At 47.8% G+C, this 21366-nt stretch carries 18 protein-coding genes; 12 read left to right on the forward strand and 6 right to left on the reverse strand.

Annotated features, from left to right (window positions below; all coding sequences use genetic code 11):
• Window positions 1–25 precede the first annotated feature (25 nt).
• Window positions 26–226 (reverse strand): cold-shock protein, encoded by a 201-nt coding sequence (locus MKY85_RS05475; RefSeq protein WP_017690333.1) that lies wholly within the window; start codon window positions 224–226, stop codon window positions 26–28.
• A 169-nt stretch (window positions 227–395) separates the two neighbouring features.
• On the opposite strand from MKY85_RS05475, the gene MKY85_RS05480 reads away from it, so the two are divergent.
• The 7 genes from MKY85_RS05480 (at window position 396) to mglC (ending at window position 10180) form a co-directional block, all read left to right on the forward strand.
• Window positions 396–1286 (forward strand): tyrosine-type recombinase/integrase, encoded by an 891-nt coding sequence (locus MKY85_RS05480; protein ID WP_339259173.1) that lies wholly within the window; start codon window positions 396–398, stop codon window positions 1284–1286.
• A gap of 348 nt (window positions 1287–1634) precedes the next feature.
• Window positions 1635–3368, forward strand: coding sequence for a response regulator (locus tag MKY85_RS05485; protein WP_342572021.1), 1734 nt, complete (start codon window positions 1635–1637; stop codon window positions 3366–3368).
• A gap of 26 nt (window positions 3369–3394) precedes the next feature.
• On the forward strand, window positions 3395–5191 hold the full coding sequence (locus tag MKY85_RS05490) for a sensor histidine kinase (RefSeq protein ID WP_342572022.1): 1797 nt from the start codon (window positions 3395–3397) through the stop codon (window positions 5189–5191).
• Window positions 5169–6341 carry a substrate-binding domain-containing protein gene (locus MKY85_RS05495; protein WP_342572023.1) on the forward strand — a complete coding sequence of 391 codons (1173 nt, stop codon included), beginning with the start codon at window positions 5169–5171 and terminating at the stop codon, window positions 6339–6341. Before MKY85_RS05490 ends, MKY85_RS05495 begins: the two co-directional genes overlap by 23 nt.
• A 162-nt stretch (window positions 6342–6503) precedes the next feature.
• Complete coding sequence (locus MKY85_RS05500; protein WP_342572024.1) at window positions 6504–7565, forward strand: galactose ABC transporter substrate-binding protein; 1062 nt, start codon at window positions 6504–6506, stop codon at window positions 7563–7565.
• A gap of 74 nt (window positions 7566–7639) precedes the next feature.
• Window positions 7640–9145: a sugar ABC transporter ATP-binding protein gene (locus tag MKY85_RS05505; protein ID WP_342572025.1), complete on the forward strand. Its 1506-nt coding sequence runs from the start codon at window positions 7640–7642 to the stop codon at window positions 9143–9145.
• A gap of 15 nt (window positions 9146–9160) precedes the next feature.
• Window positions 9161–10180, forward strand: coding sequence for a galactose/methyl galactoside ABC transporter permease MglC (mglC, locus tag MKY85_RS05510; protein WP_076214373.1), 1020 nt, complete (start codon window positions 9161–9163; stop codon window positions 10178–10180).
• A gap of 237 nt (window positions 10181–10417) precedes the next feature.
• On the opposite strand, the gene MKY85_RS05515 is transcribed toward mglC, so the two are convergent.
• Window positions 10418–10753 carry a hypothetical protein gene (locus MKY85_RS05515; RefSeq protein ID WP_342572026.1) on the reverse strand — a complete coding sequence of 112 codons (336 nt, stop codon included), beginning with the start codon at window positions 10751–10753 and terminating at the stop codon, window positions 10418–10420.
• 258 nt (window positions 10754–11011) lie between these two features.
• Here MKY85_RS05515 and MKY85_RS05520 point away from each other — a divergent pair, with 258 nt between their 5' ends.
• Window positions 11012–12583 carry an ATP-binding protein gene (locus MKY85_RS05520; RefSeq protein WP_342572027.1) on the forward strand — a complete coding sequence of 524 codons (1572 nt, stop codon included), beginning with the start codon at window positions 11012–11014 and terminating at the stop codon, window positions 12581–12583.
• Window positions 12584–12950: 367 nt separating this feature from the next.
• Here MKY85_RS05520 and MKY85_RS05525 read toward each other — a convergent pair whose 3' ends face one another.
• From MKY85_RS05525 to MKY85_RS05535, 3 genes are all read right to left on the reverse strand, one after another.
• Window positions 12951–14783, reverse strand: coding sequence for an ABC transporter ATP-binding protein (locus MKY85_RS05525; protein WP_342572028.1), 1833 nt, complete (start codon window positions 14781–14783; stop codon window positions 12951–12953).
• Entirely contained in the window at window positions 14776–16563 is a 1788-nt protein-coding gene (locus MKY85_RS05530) for an ABC transporter ATP-binding protein (RefSeq protein ID WP_342572029.1), read from the reverse strand. Before MKY85_RS05530 ends, MKY85_RS05525 begins: the two co-directional genes overlap by 8 nt.
• A 102-nt stretch (window positions 16564–16665) precedes the next feature.
• A complete protein-coding gene (locus tag MKY85_RS05535; protein WP_339240032.1) occupies window positions 16666–17100 on the reverse strand; it encodes a MarR family transcriptional regulator in 435 nt (144 codons plus the stop codon).
• 240 nt (window positions 17101–17340) lie between these two features.
• Between MKY85_RS05535 and MKY85_RS05540 the strand changes: the two genes are divergently transcribed.
• The 4 genes from MKY85_RS05540 to MKY85_RS05555 all read left to right on the forward strand — a co-directional run bounded on the left by MKY85_RS05540 (window position 17341) and on the right by MKY85_RS05555 (window position 20243).
• Window positions 17341–18279, forward strand: coding sequence for an NUDIX domain-containing protein (locus MKY85_RS05540; RefSeq protein ID WP_342572030.1), 939 nt, complete (start codon window positions 17341–17343; stop codon window positions 18277–18279).
• Between the two features lie 92 nt (window positions 18280–18371).
• Window positions 18372–18857, forward strand: a complete 486-nt coding sequence (locus MKY85_RS05545; RefSeq protein WP_342572031.1) for an NADAR family protein — start codon at window positions 18372–18374, stop codon at window positions 18855–18857.
• Window positions 18850–19773: a TIGR02452 family protein gene (locus MKY85_RS05550; protein ID WP_342572032.1), complete on the forward strand. Its 924-nt coding sequence runs from the start codon at window positions 18850–18852 to the stop codon at window positions 19771–19773. Before MKY85_RS05545 ends, MKY85_RS05550 begins: the two co-directional genes overlap by 8 nt.
• Before the next feature lie 47 nt (window positions 19774–19820).
• Window positions 19821–20243 carry a macro domain-containing protein gene (locus MKY85_RS05555; protein WP_342572033.1) on the forward strand — a complete coding sequence of 141 codons (423 nt, stop codon included), beginning with the start codon at window positions 19821–19823 and terminating at the stop codon, window positions 20241–20243.
• A 133-nt stretch (window positions 20244–20376) separates the two neighbouring features.
• On the opposite strand, the gene MKY85_RS05560 is transcribed toward MKY85_RS05555, so the two are convergent.
• Window positions 20377–21324: an iron-hydroxamate ABC transporter substrate-binding protein gene (locus tag MKY85_RS05560; protein ID WP_342572034.1), complete on the reverse strand. Its 948-nt coding sequence runs from the start codon at window positions 21322–21324 to the stop codon at window positions 20377–20379.
• Between the last annotated feature and the right edge of the window lie 42 nt (window positions 21325–21366).

Raw genomic sequence — 21366 nt, forward strand, 5'->3', positions numbered from 1 at the left:
TATTAATAAGGCAGCTTTCATATAATTAAAGTTTAGTAACGTTCTCAGCTTGTGGTCCACGGTTACCTTGAGTTACTTCAAATTGAACGCGTTGACCTTCGTCCAAAGATTTGTAACCTTCACCTTGAATTGCACTGAAATGAACGAATACGTCTGTTCCTTCTTCAGTTTCGATAAAGCCGAATCCTTTATCCGCGTTGAACCATTTCACTGTACCTGTTTGCATGTGATTCCTCCAAAAAATAAGTTTTTAGCCGATCATTATGACGAGTATATTTGAAAAATTGACACTCACCTGGTGCATTTAAACCACAGACTTGATGTCCGCTAATGTATCGATTAATATTATAATACCATGTCCGCTAATATAAGTCAAGATTTGGAGGTGATTTCTAATGAATCAGTCATCAGGGATTTCGGTGCAGCGGGAGCCAACGATAGAAGAATTCATTCATATGCTTGCCAATGAGGATGAATTACAGCCCAAAACCGTGAAGGAATATGCAAGTGATCTGAAGCACTTTATTGAATGGTACAAGGAAAACACCCTGCTCGGGGAAAAGGTTACATTGAGAATTGAAGATGTAGATACATCCACTTTAGTCCATTATCGTGAAGATTCACACAAGGTTATGCTATTGAAACCAGCCACCATTAACCGCAGGTTGATTACGCTGAAGCGTTTTTTCAAATGGGCTGTTCTGGAATCCAGACTCAATCATGACCCCTCCAAAGCATTAAAATTCATTCCGGAAGACAAAGTCAGTCCACGCCGAATGACATCCGAAGAAGAAGAAGCGTTCCTCGAGGCAGTGGAGTACGTTAACTCTCTTCGTGATCGGACTATCCTGACCCTTATGTTCCATACAGGCTTGCGAACGATGGAGGTATGCAATCTCACGCCTGGTGATATTGAACTTGGTAGACGAAGTGCTTACCTGACAGTGAGAGCCGATAAACGCAACCGGGAGCGTAAGGTCCCTTTGAATATGCAGTGTATTGTAATATTGAATCAGTACTTATCTGATTTTGCTACCGATCATACGTACCTTTTTCCTTCAGAAAAGACAAACGATCGTTTAACGGAGAGAGCACTACGCCATCTGATTAAAAAAGTAATGATTGCAGCAGGGCTGGAAGGTCTGAGTTCACATGATCTGCGTCATCGTTTTGGCTACGCCATGGCAGAGCATACGCCACTGCACCGTTTGGCGGAGATGATGGGGCACACCAATCCAGATACGACAATGATTTATATCAAAGCATTAAGTACGAATCAGCGGTGAAAACAAGAATAAAGGATCCATATGATAGTTAGAATTAAACCCCTCTTATTAGAAGTTCTTCAAAATTTCCGTGTTTGTATTACTTTAACCTAACCTTGGCATTCATATACTCTCCTTCACATTTCACTTAGGCACTGCCCGACAGGGTTGCCTTACCTCTCTTGAAGAAAGCGATTACATATCCCTGATAATATTGTATATTATGATGGCAACCTTGGATCTGATCAACATGATTCCTTAGCATTTGGCATAAATTCGGTGAGAAATAAGAAATCCAATGATTCACAATATCACACATATATCAGTTGTTAGGGCATACAGCCCATTATAAAAAGGAGGAATCCGAACGTGTACCGGGTACTGCTGGTGGATGATGAAGAAGATGTGCGGGAAGGACTTGTTGTAGAGGTCGATTGGGAAGCGCTCGATCTGCGGATTGTCGGTTTGGCTGAGAATGGGCGAGAAGCTTTGGAGATGGCGGAGCGGGTGGAGCCGGATATTGTGGTGACCGATATCAGCATGCCCTTCATGAATGGTCTTGAACTCGCGCAAAGATTGAGGAAGCGTAATCCACTTGTGAAGGTGGTCATCTTAACTGGATATGATGAATTTGATTATGCGAGGCAAGCCATCTCGTTAAGTGTGGATGAATATCTGTTGAAGCCGTTCTCGGCAGGACATCTCACCGAACTGCTCACAAGACTGCGCGCCCAGATGGCCGCTGAAGTGGCCGAGCGTGAAGATGTACAGCAGCTGCGTGAGCACTATCATACCAGCTTGCCATTACTGCAGGCAGATCTGATGGCGACCCTGCTCCATCGGCAGAAATCTTCGACATATATTCATAGTAAAGCCAAACAATGTGGTTTGGATCTGGCAGGAAAACGCTACGGGGTGTCTGTATTGACACTGCATATGGAAGGAGATGTGCAGAAGGACAAACCTGAGGAAGTATTCAACGAGCTGCCGCCGCGGCATAACCAATCAACATCTGAGGAAGCGGATCAGTCTGAGCTATTCGTTCCCGGAGGTTCATTGCGTCAATCGGAAGATGCTGAACTGAAACGCTTTGCTGCACTTAACATTGCGGCAGAAGTATGGGTGGAACACGGGGCTGGTCATGCCTTTATGCATCAGGAGACGATTGTCCTGCTCTATGTGGATCGCTTGGGCGGTACAGATGGCGCGAAGCGACAACAGAAGGCATTGGAAAATGTGATGCGCAGCATCAATCACTACTTACGTATTCCCGCTACGGTGGGATCTGGTCAGATCGTGGATACACTTGCGGAGGTGAATCAGTCCTATGAAGATGCCCTGCTCGCCTTGGATTATCGGCTTGTACCCGGAACGGATTCAATCATATATATCGCGGATGTAGAGCGGCAGACGGCGGGCAAGCTGCGGTTCGACGAGTTGAAGCAGCAGACGCTGACACGTTGTCTTAAGGCGGGTACACAAGTGGAACTGGAGGAAGCACTGGCGATCATTTTCCGGGAAATTACAGTGGAACATGGGCGCAGTGATATTCAGCTCTATCTGATTGAAGTGTTAACAACAGTATGGAAGGCAGCGCAGGCATCCGGAGAAGAGATGGAGGACATCTTTGGAGCAGGGTTCCAATTGTATGCAGATCTGTTCCGACTGCCAGGTCTTACTGACGCACAGAAGAAGGTACGGGAGGTCTGTCTACTTGTACAACATCGCATTGCCAGTGGTCGCCAGCATGTATATAAGGATATTGTTGAGCAGGCGTTAGTCTTCACCAAAGAGCATTATGCCGACCCGGATCTGTCCATTCAGAAGGTGTGCGGACATTTGCATATCAGCTCCGGTTATTTTTGTGGCATTTTCAAAAAAGAAGTGCAGCTTACCTTCCTGCAGTACCTGATGCAGATCCGGATGGAGGCAGCCCGTGAACTGCTTCGCTCGACAGAGCTGAAGTCGTTTGAGATTGCGGAGCAGGTTGGCTTTGCTGAACCGAACTACTTCAGTTTTTGTTTCAAAAAACATATTGGCGTCTCGCCCAAAGAGTATCGTAAACAGGCTTCCCAGGCAGCACATGAAGGTTCAATCCGATGAAGTTCTGGTCCAAGTGGTTGAACTCCATGGAAATTCAATTTCGCTCCAGGCTGCGCTCGTCCAGAGTCAGCAGTATCCGTTTTATTATTACGTGGTCCTTCTCCGTCTTCATCGTTCTGGTGCTGACCATCATGGCGATGCTTCTGCATGACAAGTTCACGCAGGCTGCCGAGCGAAGTGCGGAACTGACGACGAGACAGATTGTGGATCAGGTCAGTTATAACCTGGAGGATTACGTCCGCAGCATGTCTCATCTGTACCGTGCCATTGAGGAACATATGCTGCGTGACGGGAAATGGGAAGGGGAGTTGGTGGACAAACAGCTCGACACATTGCTCAGCAGTCGTGAAGATATTATCTCGATTACCCTGCTCGATTCCACGGGTCAATTGCTCAAGAACCGACCTACAGCTGAATTAAAACCGAGTGCCCATGTGACACAGCAAGGGTGGTTTCAGTCTGCGCTTCGTGTGCCGGATCACCTGAGTTTCTCGTTACCTCATATTCAGAATATGTACACAGGCCCATATAAATGGGTCGTTTCCATGAGCAAAGGCATAACGATACGGCAAAATGGTCAGGATCGGCAGGTTATCCTGCTGGTCGATATCAATTTCAAACAGATGGATGAATTGAGCCGCCGGGTCAGTCTGGGGCAACGGGGATACGTCTACATCATTGATGAGAGTGCGGGCAATATTGTGTACCATCCGCAGCAGCAATTGATGTATATGGGACTCAAAAGTGAGAATATCGAACAGGCTTTGGTGGCTTCCGGCAGTTACGAAGATGAGGCAGATGGACAGAAAAGGCTGAATACCGTGAAGTCCGTTGCCAATATTGGATGGAAAATTGTCGGTGTGGCCTATTTGGATGAAATTATGACAACACGTCAGGAAGTGAACGGATATCTCATTCGTGTATTGGTCGTTGTGCTCGTGCTGGTCATTCTCGTATCGCTGTTTCTTTCCTCCAGTCTGACTCGTCCGATCCGGCGAATGGAGCGCAAGATGAAGGCTGTGGAGCGCGGGGATTTCAACGTGGAGTTGCCTATCGAAGGACCGCTTGAAGTGGAACGTTTATCGCGTCGCTTCAACCTGATGGTCAATAAAATCCGAACCCTGATGGATGAGATCATTCATGAACAGGAGCAGAAGCGTCGTCTGGAGCTGGAAGCCTTGCAGGCCCAGATCAATCCGCATTTTTTGTATAATACGCTGAATTCCGTGGTGCGCATGGTAGGCATGAGCCGTAATGAGGAAGTGATCACGATGATCACATCTCTTTCGCGCCTGTTCCGCATCAGTCTCAGTCAAGGTAAAACGATTATCACGGTCAGGGAAGAGCTGGAGCATGCGCAGCATTATTTGACGATTCAACAGATGAGATTCAAACGCAAATTCAACTTTAACATTCAGGCAGATGAGACGCTCCTGGAATGCCTGACCTTAAAGCTGGTGCTTCAACCCCTGATTGAGAACGCCATTGTTCATGGCATCGAGTACCACATGGACGAAGGAAGTATTGAGGTCGATGTTTATTGTGAGGACAACAAGCTGGTGTTTCGCATTAGAGATAATGGGGTCGGCATGACGGAAGAACAGATGTCGGGATTGTTAAGTGGCCGTCCGGTTGTCAAAAGCGGTGCAGGATCAGGTGTCGCGGTACGCAATGTACATGACCGAATCCGGCTCTATTACGGGGAGGGTTATGGTCTTGAATTTGCAAGTGAGCTGGAAGAAGGCACCACGGTATGGATTCGAATTCCCATTCAATCGCAGCAGAAGGAGGTCGAGCCTGATGACGGACAAACAAGCGAATAGGAACGATGCCCGTAGAGTTAAAGGATTGAATATTTGTACGTATTGGAAAAAGGTTGCTGCGAGCATCCCGGGATTTCGGAAACGTCGGTTGTTAACTGGGACAGTTGCAAGCTTCTGTCTGCTTATAAGCAGTGCCTGTGGCCTCTCGAGTCCAGATGCTGCGGCAGTACCATCACGTATTGCGCTGATTACACCAGCAGGCACTGGCGAACTTGCGGAAGCCATCCGGCTTGGTGCCGAAGCGGCTGCCAAAGAGAGTGGGGTGGAACTGATTACCGTGGAAGCATACCCTTCCGAGGGTCATGTGTACACACCTGCCCTTCTGGACGCTGATCGAAGTCAGATGAAGGTCAAACAGGCAAAAGCGAACAGCCAAACGTTGTCTCGCAGTGTGCGAGAGCAAGCACAGGTTGAAGCTGCCGCATTGGCTCTGAAGCAGGGGGCATCAGCTCTATTGGTTGATCCCCTGAGTGAGAAGGCACTTAGCAATATTATTCAGGAGGCACAGACATCGAATTCCGATGGAACCATCGTTCCTGTCATTGTGCTTAACGATGAATTTCCCGTGAAAGGTGTAACCAGTATCATCTCCATGGATAATGTCGAGGCAGGGAGACAGGCGGGCCAGGCCATGGCGGAGCTGCTAAAAGGGCGAGGGCGTGTAGCATTATTGGGTCCAGACCCCGTTAATTCCGGTCTGATTCAGAGAGAGCAGGGGGTAATGGAAGTCCTGGTACAGTATCCTGATATTCAAGTGGAACCCAAATCGATATGTAATACACGGGATGGATGTTGGCAGACTGCGAAGCAATTGCTGGACCAGCAGGATGTGGATGGCTTTATCACTCTTCAGGAACCGGCTTCACTGGGAGCAGCTGATGAACTGAATCGACGCAACTCTGCAGACAAGATAAGAATTGTTGGATTCGGCAGTGAACAACAGCAACTGGAGCAATTGCAAGAAGGGGTCTTTGATCATCTTATCGTCCAGAATGGATATAGCGCAGGTTATCTGGGATTGAATCAAGCCGTTGCACGGCTGAACAATCAACAGGTGCAATCGAGAGTTCTACTTGAGACGAAGCTGGTTAGTACAGACAATATGTTCTGGATGGATAACCAGAAGCTGTTGTTTCCTTTTGTACAATGAACGGATGCTGGAACGAATGATGAATGAAGAAATTAAGCTGTTTTTTAACTTGAGGAAGATTTCGATAGAACAGGTGAAGATATTGTATTCGAATTTAATGTAAACCCTTTCATAATAAAGACATCGGTTAAGCCGAATGAACTTGGGGGAGGTCATTAGGATATGAAGAAAACATGGATGACACTGTTGATTACAGCATGTATGGTTGTGGCGGCGGGTTGCAGTAGCGGTGGAGACAGCGCAGGTGGAAGTACAGGAACAGATACAGGAGGCCAAACAGCAGCCGGGACGGGAACGCCCAAGATTGGTGTCGCCATTTACAAATTCGATGATACATTCATGACGGGGGTACGTAATGCGATGACCGCAGCAGCGGAAGGTGTTGCGACTCTGGATATTGTGGATAGCCAGAATGCACAGCCAACCCAGAACGAGAAGGTCGATCTGTTTGTGTCCAAGAAATACAATGCCATGGCCGTGAATCCGGTGGACCGGACGGCAGCAGGTGTCATTATTGACAAGGCCAAGGCAGCGAACATTCCAGTGGTTTTCCTTAACCGTGAGCCCGTGGCTGAAGATATGAACAAGTGGGATAAAGTGTACTACGTAGGAGCAAAAGCGGAGGAGTCCGGTACGATCTCTGGACAGCTGATTGTGGACTACTGGAAGGCACATCCGGAAGCCGACAAAAACGGCGATGGCAAACTGCAATACGTCATGCTGAAAGGGGAACCGGGTCACCAGGATGCAGAGCTTCGGACCAAATATTCGGTTCAGGCCATCCAGGATGCCGGTATCGAAGTGGAAGCATTGGCGGAAGACACGGCAATGTGGGACCGTGTGAAGGGTCAGGAGAAAATGCAAGCGTTCCTGGCATCCCACGGCGACAAGATTGAAGCCGTTCTTGCGAACAATGATGACATGGCCTTGGGTGCCATTGAGGCATTGAAAGCAGCCGGATACTTCAAGGATGGCAAATCGATGCCGGTTGTAGGTGTGGATGCAACAGCTCCAGCCATTCAGGCTCTACAGGATGGAACGATGCTGGGCACGGTGCTCAATGATGCCAAGAATCAGGGGGCAGCCACGGTGGCACTGGCTTCCGTACTAGCCAAAGGTGAAACACCAACGAAGGAAAATACCAAATACGATATTACCGATGGTAAATACGTCTGGATTGCATACAAAAAGATTACCAAAGACAACATTGCCGACGCCCAATAACAGCACGAGACAGGGACGTCCGACATTCGGGTAACGTCCCTTTTTTGCTGGTCATATGGAAGGGAGGAACCAAGATGGAGTCACCTTACCTGCTGGAGATGAATGGAGTCTCGAAAGCATTTCCTGGTGTGCAGGCACTAAGTCAGGTCACATTTAAAGTGAAGCCGGGAACGGTTCACGCCTTGATGGGAGAGAATGGAGCGGGCAAATCCACACTAATGAAATGTCTGTTCGGGATGTATCATCCGGATGAAGGAACGATACGCATCGAAGGAAAGGATGTGGATATTCCGAATTCCAAGGCGGCACTTCAGCAAGGCATATCCATGATTCATCAGGAGCTGAATCCGGTCCCGCATCGACCGGTGATGGAGAATATCTGGCTGGGGCGTTTTCCGATGAAGGGAATACTGGTGGACGAGAAACGGATGTATTCCGATACACTGGCTCTGTTTAAGGACCTGAATCTGGATATTGATCCGAAGGCTCAAGCGGGAACATTGTCTGTCTCCAAGATTCAATCGATGGAAATCGCCAAGGCGGTCTCATTCAATTCCAAAGTTATTGTCATGGATGAACCCACCTCTTCCCTGACAGGCAAGGAAGTGGAGCAACTCTTCGCCATTATTAATGAACTACGCAGTCGGGGGGTGTCCATTATCTACATTTCCCACAAGATGGAGGAGATCCTGACGATCTCGGATGAAGTGACAATCATGCGTGATGGCTTCGTTGTCGGGACTTGGGATGCTGCGGATTTAACGACAGATCTGATTATTACACGCATGGTGGGTCGTGATCTGGATGAACGTTTCCCGGAACGCACCAACGTACCCGGTGAAGTGATATTAAAGGCCGAGGGTCTGACATCCAACCAGTCCAAATCGTTTTGTGATGTATCCTTTGAGCTGCGAAAAGGTGAAGTGCTCGGCATTGGCGGCTTGGTTGGAGCACAGCGGACAGAACTGATGGAATCCTTGTTCGGACTGCGCGGACTCGCTTCAGGTACGCTTTCGATTCATGGGCGCAAGGTGAAGATTAATTCCCCTGCAGCAGCGAAGCGTCATAATATCGCGTTGCTCACGGAAGAACGAAGGGTTACAGGAATATTCCCAGTATTGTCGGTGTATGAGAATACGATCATTGCCAGTCTGGGGCGCTACCGCAATCGCGTGGGCTTGCTGGATGAGAAAAAGGGACGGGAAGAAGCACGGGAACAGACGCAGAAGTTCAGAACCAAAACGCCTTCAGTTAACACGCTGATTCGAAACCTGTCGGGTGGTAATCAACAGAAAGTTCTGCTGGCCCGCTGGTTGCTGACCGATCCGGAGATTCTGTTGCTGGATGAACCGACACGTGGAATCGATGTAGGAGCCAAGTTCGAGATTTACACCATTATTACGGAACTGGCTCGTCAGGGCAAAAGCATTATTATGATTAGTTCGGAGATGCCTGAACTGCTTGGTATGTCGGATCGCATTATGGTGATGAGCGAAGGGCGTCTAACCGGAATCGTGGACGGAGCCGAGGCAACAGAGCAGGATATTATGAGGCTGGCCGCTCAGCAGCGGATGGCTTAGTCAGGAGGGAAACGGATGAACACACAGATGATCAATCAAGTGAAAAATTATGTAACACAACGCGCTATCTTTATCGTATTGATTCTGCTCATCATTGGTATAGCTATTGCTGATCCGAATTTCCTTGCCTTCTCTACACTGCGGGACATCTTACAGCAATCCTCCACACGGGCCATTATTGCACTCGGTGCAGCCTTTATCCTCGTCACGGGTGGGGTCGATCTGTCCGCGGGAAGGGTGGTTGGTCTGACGGCTGTTGTATCGGCATCGATGCTGCAAATTGATGAGTATGCGAACCGCTTCTTCCCCGATCTGCCCCATTTGCCGGTGTTGTTGCCGATTCTGGTTGGAATCACCGCAGGTCTATTCGTGGGTTTGGTCAATGGACTGATTGTCGCCAAATTACATGTACCCCCTTTTATTGCAACGCTGGGTACAATGGTTGCCGTGTATGGACTGAACTCCATCTATTTTGATACGGAACCCAACCAGTCACAGCCGATCGGAGGATTAAGACCTGATTTTACCGTCATTGGCTCTGGATACATTGATCTAGGCGGGGGTTATTCCATCCCGTATATTGTCCTTATCGCTATTGCGGTGGCTTTAATCTGCTGGGTGATCTTTAACAAAACACGTCTCGGCAAAAATATGTATGCGATCGGCGGTAACATTCAGGCAGCGCATGTATCCGGAATTCATGTGGCCCGCAACCTGGTTGCCCTGTATGCCATTGCGGGTGCGTTATATGGCCTGGGTGGTGTGCTTGAGGCAGCCCGAACGGGTGGAGCAACAAACAATTACGGTAATATGTATGAGCTGGATGCGATTGCCGCATGTGTGGTAGGTGGCGTATCAACGGCGGGTGGTATTGGAACGGTACCTGGAGTTATGGCGGGTGTGCTGATCTTCGGGGTCATTAACTATGGTCTGACGTTTATCGGTGTAAGTCCGTACTGGCAATTGATTATCAAAGGATTGATCATTGTTGCTGCGGTGGCTTTTGACATCCGTAAGTATATGGCGAAGAAATAAGATTAACGTGAAAAGGTTACACCAGTCACTCCGATGACAGAACAACCTTCTGATCGCTGTTATCCCCAGATTTTTTGATTCCCTTCTAAAGAAGTGAAAATCCGGGGATAAAGGCGCACGCTCCGCTTCTTCAGGTTATTTCTGTCCTCTACGTTATCGTGTAAACAATTTGTTCATCTTATATGGTAAAGCAGCAAAAAAGCCAGCTCTCGGGATATAGAGAGCTGGCTTTAAGCGTTATGCATTTACAAACCAATCTACGACAGTAATTATAGGACCAATAATACAAAATACCAGCATAAATGCGGCCACATTACGGGCAACACTTGTGCCATAATGCGCACGATATTTTTTGGCGATCAGGAAGGCTGGAATCCAGAAGAGGGCTGCTACTACAAATGGAATGTGAAGTCCTTGAGTTCCATTGCTATAAATAGGTATGTTTATTAAGTTGAAAAGGTAATGACTGATCATAAAATTGGCTTTGCCCCATGGAAAGTTAAAGGCAAGACCCATCGTCAGTACGAGCAGAGACAGCGTCCCGAAGCCCAGTGGTTTGCGTTGTGTAGTCATATGACATCCTCCATAACCAAGAATTTATCCTAAATTAATCCATTAATGTATTGTAACACAATACTAACCATGCGTAGAGGAATTGTTTCACTTTTGTCGATTACAATTACATCATATGTCCTATTGCCTTCATAAATTATACATTCATGTGAATTTGACCAGCCTCCATTAATCGACAACATCAGCTAATCATAATCGATATAATACATGTACATAAGTTGTTTGATGTGAGTTTTATGTCAAAGGGGGCGAGGCTATTTGCTAAGTTACACGATGAAAATGGTAATTTTCCCACTGGGCTGTTTGCTTGTCATTCTGTCCTCTTATGTTCTAAGGCTTACCCCTCATTTGGCAGTCATGTTGCTTTCGGGGACTTTATTGGTAGCAAGTATTTATGGGGAGAGAAGATATCCTGTACTTAGGAAATTTCAATGGATTTTTCTCGGAACATTCCATTATTTCAGTGAGCTGAACTGGTGCAACATGTTGTATTATATGCTCATCCTTTCCATGATCCAGGGCAAACAGCGTGTAGCGCAGACCTTGCCCATTTCACTGCTGTTTATGCTGGAATATACGGTGATTCGCCTTTCCTATGTGCCTATAGATGCATATGCATTGCTGGTATCCATGTTTGATTTGTTAACCTCTATTGTCATCATATTTTTATATCATACCTTGGTTAACAGTGAGACCGAGAAGCGCAGACTTCGGGAAAAAAATCGGTTCCTCACCCTCCATGATCCGCTGACCGGACTGCTGAATTACGAAGGGTACATGGAGATGCTAAATAAGGCAGTAGAAGAACATCGCTCTTTTTTGCTTATCCTTTTGAACGTTAATAACTTTAGCGGTTATAAAAAAGCTTCAGAAGATCCTTGGTGTACGGTAATCACAGGTACAGGCCAGATGATAAGCAATCATTTCACCGAGGCCTATGGCATATCCCGGTATGCAGGAGATCGATTCGCGGTCGTTTTGCCGGAGATACAGGATGTGGAAGAACGAATGTCGTCATTGCTATCCGTTCAGCTGCAAGGACTCCAAGTAAGCTATAGTATCTCCCTGTACCCGGAAATGTCGAATTCGTTGCAGCACTTTATGACGGTGGCCGAGGATAGACTGCTTCAACAACAGCGCAGCAAATGGCTGAAAAATGAAGAAGAAGTATTTCGTTCCGAAAGGCTAAGGGCCGTAGGTGAACTGGCCGCGGGGATGGCTCATGAAATTCGGAACCCGCTTACTGCAATTCGAGGATTCCTGCAGCTGTCACGTGGACAAGCATTTAATATCGCACCATGGTATGAAGTGATTATGGGTGAGGTGACGAGAGTGACCGATCTGACGGCCGAATTTTTACAGTTTTCGAAACCTCATGCCAATCATATGAAGCCGGAACAATTGGGCCACTGCCTTGAGCGGGTGATGTCTTTGACCGAGTCAGATGCGGCATCCCGTGGACATCGAATTACACTTGAAATGTCGAATGAGCCAGTCGTAATCAACATGGATCGGGATAAGATTGTGCAGGTATTGATCAATCTGATTCGTAACGCCTTTGAGGCAATGACAGACCCTGGCGAGGTTCATATGGATTTGTTACAGGAAGGAGACGCTGTACTTATTTCCATTACAGATACAGGAAGCGGCATTCCGGAAAATTCGCTATCCACAATCTTTAATCCCTTTTATACAACTAAAGAAGAAGGGACGGGACTGGGACTTGCACTCTGCCAGAAAATCGTTCAGGACCACAATGGCAAAATCACTGTCCATAGCGAAATGGGGGTTGGTTCAACCTTCACGCTTCATCTGCCAATGGAGACGTAATGCGTATATCAAATATAGGGATAGTAGCAGCATGCTTTCATTTAAAAAAAACAAAAAAACGCCGCATTGGGATTGAAGAACCCCATGCGGCGTTTTGTATTTCGAATAAACTATTGTGCACAAACCACATCGGTTCAGATCATTTTAGCTAATTTCTAAGGAACATAGGACGTCTTATTTGGCCCTCAGGTCCTTACTTTAATTTGTAAGAAACTTCAGACACGTTATTTCCCAAAAAAACATGAAAAAAACGCTGAAAACGCCTGTTTACTCGGATATAACGTGGCTCTGGTTCCTTAGATTTCTGAAGGAGCTTCAAAAGTTTGAATAAGACGCCTCAGATTCGTTAGAGCTCGCCCCACACGCTTTAGTTCGACTTATTTAGATGCCCCTGATGTAACTGATAGTAGAATCCTTGTTGCTGCATCAATGCGTCATGGCTTCCACGTTCAGCGATCTGTCCATCATTAATGACGAGAATCTGATCGGCTTCACGAATTGTGCTCAGTCTGTGGGCGATGACAAAGCTGGTACGATCCTTCATTAACGTCCGCATCGCTTCCTGGATCTTCATCTCAGTACGCGTATCAATGCTGCTTGTTGCTTCATCCAGAATAAGAATGGCCGGATCAGCCAGAATTGCCCGGGCAATGGTCAGCAGCTGTCGTTGTCCTTGGCTTAGATTGCTGCCCCCGGAAATGATGGGGGTATCGTAGCCTTGCGACAGTTTGCGGATGAATGAGTGTGCATTCGCAAGCATAGCTGCTTGCCTGATCTGTTCATCTGTTGCGTCTGGCTTGCCATAGGCGAGATTGTCGCGAATGGTACCCGAGAACAGGTAGGCATCCTGAAGTACAATGCCGAGTTGCCGACGGAGTTGATCCTTCTCCAGTTCCGAGATGTCACATCCATCAATGGTAATCCGTCCGCCTGTAATCTCGTAGAAACGGGGTAACAGGTTGATGATAGTCGTTTTACCTGCGCCGGTGGGTCCAACAAGTGCAATCATCTCGCCAGGGTTTGCAGTAAAACTGATCTTCTTCAGAATGTCTCGTTCCGCACTGTACCCGAAGGACACATCCTCAAATACAACTTTACCTTGAATCTGATCCAGTTGTTTCTTCTGTTCCTCCACATATTCGCCAGGCGTATCCATGATGTGAAACACACGTTCAGCACCCGCAATGGCAGCCTGAATCAGATTGTACTGATTGGCCAGATCGCTCAGCGGTCGCTCAATCTGGCGGGAGTATGCGAGAAAACTGACAATTAGTCCGATGGACGTCAGATCATGATAAGCCATCCATCCACCTACAGAAGCCAGTATGGCAAAACCGATATTGTTCATCACGTTCATCGTAGGCCCAACCAAACCCGAAACAGTCTGGGCCTGGGTGCTGGATGTACGAAGTTTCTCGTTCAGGTTCTGAAAATGTTGATGTGCCTGATCCTGACGATTATAAGCCGCTACGACTTTCTGTCCAGCAATGGTTTCCTGAGCATACCCATTCAGTTCACCGAGCAATTTTTGCTGGGCGGTGAAATGTTTGCGTGTTCTTGACGCGATCAGACGAGTGGCGATGGTAATTAAGGGTACCGTCACCAGACTGAGCAGGGTAAGCCGAACATCAAGTGCGAACATGATCGACAAAGAGCCAACGAGCAGGATGGCACTGGACATCAACTGGGTTACGCTTTGATTCAGCGTTGTAGATACGTTGTCAATATCATTGGTGGCCCGGCTCATCAGATCCCCGCTTTGATTTTTATCAAAAAAGCTGACAGGCAGCTCTTGCAGTCGGGAGAACAACGCATGACGCAGATCTTTAACGGTCAGTTGGGACACACCAATCATGACATAGGATTGAGTCCACATCAGGAGTGAGCCAAGGACATAAACACTCAGCAAGAGGAGACATTCTTTCAGCAAACCCGCTGTTACTTTGGGAACGATATGTTCATTAACGGCACGGCCGAGAAGATAAGGTCCCGCCAGATTGAGCAGTGTTCCGAGAGCGGTCAGCACCAATGCAGCAATAACTCCTTTGCGATGACGTCCCATGTATGACCATACCCGGATTAAGGCGTGGCGAGCATTTTTAGCTCTGACTTTGGGAACAGGTCCTCTGCCCGCTGGTCCGGGTCTTCCGATGGGAGGCACGACCGTTTGTTGTATGGAGGAAGAGGCAGGCTTAGCCAAATTGAACATCCTCCTTCCGTTGCTGCGAATAATAGATCGATTGGTAGTGAGATGAATGAGCCATAAGGTCATCATGTGTGCCCCTGGCAACGATCTGTCCTTCATCAATAACATATATACAGTCTGCATCCTTCACGGAGGAGATCCGCTGTGCAATCAAGAAGGTGGTACTGTCTTTCATCAAGGATTGCAATGCCTTCTGAATACTTGCTTCTGTGCGCAGATCCACAGCACTGGTGCTATCATCCAGAATCAGCACTTCCGGTCGCATGAGCAGGGCACGTGCAATGGATATACGTTGTTTCTGCCCACCGGACAGATTGACTCCGCGCTGACCCAGTTCCGTGTCATACCCGTCTTTCAGTTTCATAATAAAATCATCCGCAGCTGCAGCTTGTGCCGCAGCTCGCAATTCAGCATCTGTTGCACCGGGCCGACCAAAGCAAATGTTATCCCGGATGCTGCCGCTGAACAGAATGGATTCCTGGAGCACAATTGACACACGGCTACGAAGATCCTGAAGATCCCAGTTGCGTACGTTCACTCCATTCACGAGCACTTCACCCTGCGAAGCATCATACAGACGGGGAATCAGCTGCACCAGCGATGTTTTGCCTGAACCTGTGGAACCGATCAGGGCCACTTTCTCACCCGGGCGAGCGATCAGGTTAATGCCAGAGAGTGCATGGTCTCCGTCATAACGGAAAGACACGTCCCTGAACTCCACTTGACCAGCTGTGCGCGACACGACAGGAGATGGACGGGATGATCTCTGGTGGTCACGGGTAGACGGAAGTGACTGTACAATCCTGGAGTTATCGCTTCCTGATTGAATATCCGGCTGTGTATGTAACACCTCGTTGATCCGGGCGGCAGATACCTTGGCTCGGGAGAAACTCATCATCATCATGCCGATCGACGTGAGGGATGAGAGTACAACCGTGACATAGTTGATAAAAGCAATCAGATCTCCGGCAGCAATATCGCCTCCAACTACCTGGAAACCTCCGAACCACAGCACCGCTACAATGGTAGCGTTCAGCATCAAGCTGAGCACGGGTGCATTCAGCGTGACTATACGCCAGGCTTTGAGGGCGGTTGAAGTATAATCTTCGTTGGATTGCTTGAACCGCTTTTTCTCCAGACGTGCACGTGCAAACGCCTTGACGACACGGATGCCGGCAAGATTCTCCTGGAGCACGGCGTTGACCTGATCAAGCTTGCTCTGAACACTGGCGAACAGCGGATAGGAAGCTTTTATCAGAATAAATAAAATAATAAACAGTACCGGCACAGTGGCAATAAGAATCAAAGCCAGATTCACACTAATCGTAAATGCCATGATGATACTACCGATGATCAGCATCGGCGAACGGATGAACATCCGCAGCAGCATCTGTACAAAAGTTTGCATCTGTGTAATATCACTGGTCAGACGAGTAATCAGAGATCCTTCCTGAAACGTATCCAGATTACGGAAGGAGAAGGTCTGAATATGATCAAACAGTTCCTGACGCAGGTCCGTGCCGTATCCTACGGCAGCTTTGCTTGAATAGAGTGTGCAGCCTGCGCCGCCAACCCAGCCGATTAACGCAACAAGTAACATGATCAGACCTGTAGTTACGATATGGGACAGATTTCCTGCAAGTACACCATCATCCACGATGCTGGACATCAGCTTGGGCTGGAGCAGATCCATGGTTACCTCAAGTACCATGAGTAGCGGGGCGATGATCGCCGCTGACTTATACGGTGTCAAGAATCGTTTTAACGTCCACAATAGGAAATCACCTCAGTTTTAATTGCATAAGTAAATCAATTTCATCAACCTTTAGCTGCTTCAAGCCAGTTGTTATTAGCGATATCGAGAGTTTGCATCACCTCAGGATTCACGCAGGTTTTGGAGCATTCGCTGTGCAAGTGCAGACATGATCTCGGATTCTTCCGGCGTAAAATCTTTCTGAGCCTGCTGTTCCAACTCCTGAATCACGATCCTCAATTCTTGCAGCGCGGAGCGTCCCTGATCCGTCAGGTATACCCGCAGACTGCGCAGATCCTTCGGGTCTGCTTCACGTCTCACATAACCGGATGTTTCCATGCGTTTGAGCATGACGGTTACCGTTGCGGGGCTGCGCTGAAGTTGTTCGGCCAGTTTTTTCTGGGATTGGCCATCCTCCCGTTCAAGCTGGAACAACAAAGGGGGCTGCCCCGGGTATAACTCGGGGTGGTTCACAAGTTTCTCATGAACCTTGTAACGTTTGAGTTTCACGAGTTCGGATAGCTGTCCCATTAACCGATCATTGTGGACTGGGTTCATATCATCCGCTCCATTTCTACCTTCATTTCATCTTCTCGGTACTGAAAACTAGACATTTTTGAACACGTCATTTAGTTAGTCGACTAACTAAATTTTAAGTTTGATTTGACATATCGTCAAGTGAATACAGATCATTTATTTTGGATTGGAAATATTGACCTGAGATAAAACGATGTGATAAATTGATATTATCTAATTGTTAATAACAAAATGTTAATAACAGAATGGGGTTTATATCGTATGACTAACGAAGGTTCCTCTGGAGGAAATGCTCCCGATTACCAGGAGCATCAGGATCAGGCACATATTAGTGAAGAACAGTTTTTGGACAGCTATGATGCTGGCGATTATGAACGTCCTTCCGTCACCGTGGACATGTTGGTATTTACGATCCGCAGTGAAGCTCAGGATAATTATCGCAAGCTCGCGGAACCCGAACTCCAGTTGCTGCTGATTCGTCGAGGCGGCCATCCCTATCTGGGACAGTGGGCGTTACCGGGCGGATTTGTCTCCATGCAGGAATCACTGGAAGATGCTGCTCGGCGGGAATTGTTGACGGAGACGGGGCTGGATGATATTTATCTGGAGCAACTGTACACCTGGGGAGATGTCGATCGAGATCCACGTACACGGGTTATCAGCTGTTCCTATATGGCGCTGGTGGATAGCAGCGAGCTGGAGCTTGAGGCCGGTGATGATGCCAGTGAAGCCAGTTGGTTTCGGGTGGAGCAGCGTCTTCTGGAAGAGAAGCGCCATATCCATGAGCGTGGACGTGTGACAGAACGCAGGCTGCAGTTGATTTTGACCAATGGAACAGAAGAGTTGTCAGCCGTTGTTGAGACAAAAGAAACGATAGAAGGCAAAGTACGGAGCCATCGTATGACCTTGGGTGAGGTTCAGGGGATTGCATTTGATCATGCCAAAATCATTCATTATGCACTTGAGCGTCTGCGATCCAAGATCGAGTATACGGATATTGCATTCAATCTGATGCCGGAGACGTTCACACTGACTGCACTTCAGAAAGTACATGAGATCATCAGTGGCAAAAAGCTGCTGGCTGCCGCTTTCCGGCGCAAAATCGCCGATTGGGTCATTGAGACGGGAGAATATGCGAGCAGCGCCGGTCATCGACCATCCCGTTTATACAGATTGAATCCCGAGAGGCATACACCATAGAAACGGTTGGAACCAATGAACTCGTACGAAGTGATTCAGGCCAGAGGCCCGGATCGTTGTATACTTGAGGAGCAAGTAAAGAGGGGATATGGATGGAAAAGTTTACGTTTTTCTGGCGGACAGCATCGCCGTTCTCACAGTGGCACCCGGCGGACTTTACCGTTAACGGGGTTCACTACACGAGTGCGGAGCAATACATGATGCACCAGAAAGCACTGCTGTTTGGGGATCAGACCATGGCAGACAAGATTCTGAAGGCAAGCTCTGCTTCGGTACAAAAAAAGCTGGGCAGACAGGTCGCAGGTTTCGACCAGACGTTATGGGAAGCTGAGTGCCAGCGCATCGTTTACGAGGGCAATTTGGCCAAATTCACACAAAACGAAGAACTGCTAACCGCACTGCGTGCCACTCGTGGAACGACCCTTGTGGAAGCAAGCCCGGATGATCGCATCTGGGGTGTGGGACTGGCGGAGGAAGACCCGCGCATTCGCAATCGAAGAACATGGCGGGGAACCAATTGGCTGGGTGAGATTCTGACCCGTCTAAGACAAGATATAGGAAGTGATTCAGATGAGTGATTCTAGTAGATCAACGGGTAATGGTGGCTCCAATTCACGTTCCAAGCGGGCTAATATCGCACAGCAGACGTTGGCTATTTTGGATGAAGGGCATTACGTAAATGGGTATGATCGCAAGGTTGGGATCGGTACCGATGTGCAGCAAGCCATCCGAAATTCGGTGTTATACCATCCGGCAGCATTGTCCGGGCTCAGAGAAAAGCGTCGTACAGAAGCTTACGTTGGAATTCAACCCGCGGCCCCATCATCTGAAGTTGAGGCTGCACCGGGTCGTATTGAAGTTACTGGCGAGACTACACTTGGAGCCGCTTCACGTTTGGCGGTAGCTGAAGGAAGAGAAGATGTGGTCTGTCTAAACTTTGCATCGGCCAAAAATCCGGGCGGTGGCTTCCTAGGCGGAAGTCAGGCACAGGAAGAGAGTCTGGCCCGAGCGACAGGACTATACCCGTGCATCGCACAAATGAATGAAATGTACGATTACAATCGCAAACAGCGATCGGGTCTCTATTCGGATTATATGATCTATTCACCGGATGTTCCGGTGATCCGTGATGATGAAGACAGGCTGCTGGATAAATATTATGTATGCTCATTCATTACTGCGCCGGCGGTGAATGCGGGTGTGGTGAAAGAGCGTGGAGAAGCGGATGATTTACAGATTGAATCGGTGATGAAGGAACGCATCCGTTATATTCTGGATGTGGCTGTTGCGAATGGTCACCGCACGATTGTTCTGGGTGCGTACGGTTGCGGCGTATTTCGTAATGAACCGGCAGTAGTGGCGAAGTATTTTCATGATGTGTTAGTGGGAGAGGCTTATAAGGACGCCTTTGAACGCATTGTATTTGCCGTATATGATCGATCAGCAGATCAGAGAACATTAAAGGCATTTCAACGTTTTTTGGCAGAGGTCTAATAAATAAAATAAGGATCTGTGTAAATAGGATAAAGGAGAGAGATGACATGCAATTTCATGAGAGACAACAGGATTTATTTGATCTGGGAGATGATTACTCGCTTGCGCACTGCATATCAGCCGATGCAAGGATGGGCAAGGGCATTGCGGTACAGTTCCGCGAGCGATTCGGTTTGGAGAATCTACAAGAACAGGCCAAACAAGAGCCGCTTGAGATTGGACGATGTTATCCGGTAGGACGGACGCTCAATCTGGTCACCAAAGCAAAGTTCTCCAATAAGCCGACGTACCAATCGTTGACGAATGCGGTAGAATCCATGCGGGACGTATGTGTGATGGAAGGGATTACGAAACTGGCGATGCCCCGGATCGGATGCGGTTTGGACAGACTGAACTGGGAGAAGGTCAGTCCAATTATTCAGAAAGCTTTTGCCGATACGGATGTTGAGATTATTGTCTGTACAGTGTGAGCGTGCTTGGTGGAAAAGGGTAGATCGCAGCCTGCTGACAGATTCAAAACAAAAAACCTCAGCTTTGACCGGAATAGAGCGTCAGTATGATTCATACCAACGTTGTTCCGATTTCAAAGTGAGGTTTTTTTTGTTATTTTTTGGAGAACATTTCTTTGGCTTCATCCATGGCCATTTTATTACCGATTGATGAGTAATCGAGCCAAGGTTGTGCCCCAATCGGGTAGACATGACCGGCTTTGACTGCTTTCAGACCTTGCCAGATCGGATTGTTTTGCAGCTCCTTGAACATGGTTTGGGCTTCATCATCCGAATTCACAACCACAAAGATTGCATCTGCATCATAGTCCGGCAAGATTTCACGGGAGACGACCTGGTACGGTTTCGTTGAATCGATATCTGTGATGCCTTTGGCAGGCGTCAGACCGAGATCCTCATACAAAATGGGACCCATGGGACGGCGTGTACTGAACACACGCAACTCTTTGGCAGTAACACGAATCGCCATGACTGTACCATCACCAATCGTGTCATGAATCAGAGATTTCACTTCTTCCGTCTCAGTCGCGTAGTCCTGAATGTATTGCTCGGCTTCCTTCTCACGATTCACGAGTTTGCCAATGTCTTTCAGATGATCACGCCATGTACCGTCATCCAGATTGAAGACATGCACCGGAGCAATTTTTTCGAATTTGGCAATATCATCACCGGAGAATTCTTCGTCCAGATAGATTACATCGGGTTTTAGAGCAAGCAAAGCTTCCATATCCGGATCTTTAACCGGACCAAGTGGCGTTGTATTTTGAAGACGATCAGCAACGTGAGACAGGAACCCTTTGGCTTCGCCACCGATAACAGAACCAACTGGCGTAATCCCGAGTGATAGCAGATCATTGGTCAGATGGATCGACATGGAGGCAATACGTGGTTCTCCTGAACTTGCACTGTTGTCCTGATTGTTGGTTGAAGTATCCGTGGATGAACCACCAGAAGCAGATGACGAGTTATTGGCCGTTCCACAGGCAGCGAGCACAAGCACCAGACAGATACTCATGACAAGCATAAGATTTTTCTTTAACATGGGTAGTCACATTCTCCTTGAACATCTCTGGGATGTAATTAT

Source organism: Paenibacillus sp. FSL R5-0749 (assembly GCF_038595085.1).
In the GTDB taxonomy this organism is placed as follows: domain Bacteria; phylum Bacillota; class Bacilli; order Paenibacillales; family Paenibacillaceae; genus Paenibacillus.

Bases quoted from the DNA above. Each gene is read 5' to 3' on its own strand.
- MKY85_RS05475 (WP_017690333.1), bottom strand. From the start codon at position 226: ATGCAAACAGGTACAGTGAAATGGTTCAACGCGGATAAAGGATTCGGC.
- MKY85_RS05480 (WP_339259173.1), top strand. From the start codon at position 396: ATGAATCAGTCATCAGGGATTTCGGTGCAGCGGGAGCCAACGATAGAA.
- MKY85_RS05490 (WP_342572022.1), top strand. From the start codon at position 3,395: ATGGAAATTCAATTTCGCTCCAGGCTGCGCTCGTCCAGAGTCAGCAGT.
- MKY85_RS05495 (WP_342572023.1), top strand. From the start codon at position 5,169: ATGACGGACAAACAAGCGAATAGGAACGATGCCCGTAGAGTTAAAGGA.
- MKY85_RS05500 (WP_342572024.1), top strand. From the start codon at position 6,504: ATGAAGAAAACATGGATGACACTGTTGATTACAGCATGTATGGTTGTG.
- MKY85_RS05505 (WP_342572025.1), top strand. From the start codon at position 7,640: ATGGAGTCACCTTACCTGCTGGAGATGAATGGAGTCTCGAAAGCATTT.
- mglC (WP_076214373.1), top strand. From the start codon at position 9,161: ATGAACACACAGATGATCAATCAAGTGAAAAATTATGTAACACAACGC.
- MKY85_RS05515 (WP_342572026.1), bottom strand. From the start codon at position 10,753: ATGACTACACAACGCAAACCACTGGGCTTCGGGACGCTGTCTCTGCTC.
- MKY85_RS05535 (WP_339240032.1), bottom strand. From the start codon at position 17,100: ATGAACCCAGTCCACAATGATCGGTTAATGGGACAGCTATCCGAACTC.
- MKY85_RS05540 (WP_342572030.1), top strand. From the start codon at position 17,341: ATGACTAACGAAGGTTCCTCTGGAGGAAATGCTCCCGATTACCAGGAG.
- MKY85_RS05545 (WP_342572031.1), top strand. From the start codon at position 18,372: ATGGAAAAGTTTACGTTTTTCTGGCGGACAGCATCGCCGTTCTCACAG.
- MKY85_RS05550 (WP_342572032.1), top strand. From the start codon at position 18,850: ATGAGTGATTCTAGTAGATCAACGGGTAATGGTGGCTCCAATTCACGT.
- MKY85_RS05555 (WP_342572033.1), top strand. From the start codon at position 19,821: ATGCAATTTCATGAGAGACAACAGGATTTATTTGATCTGGGAGATGAT.
- MKY85_RS05560 (WP_342572034.1), bottom strand. From the start codon at position 21,324: ATGTTAAAGAAAAATCTTATGCTTGTCATGAGTATCTGTCTGGTGCTT.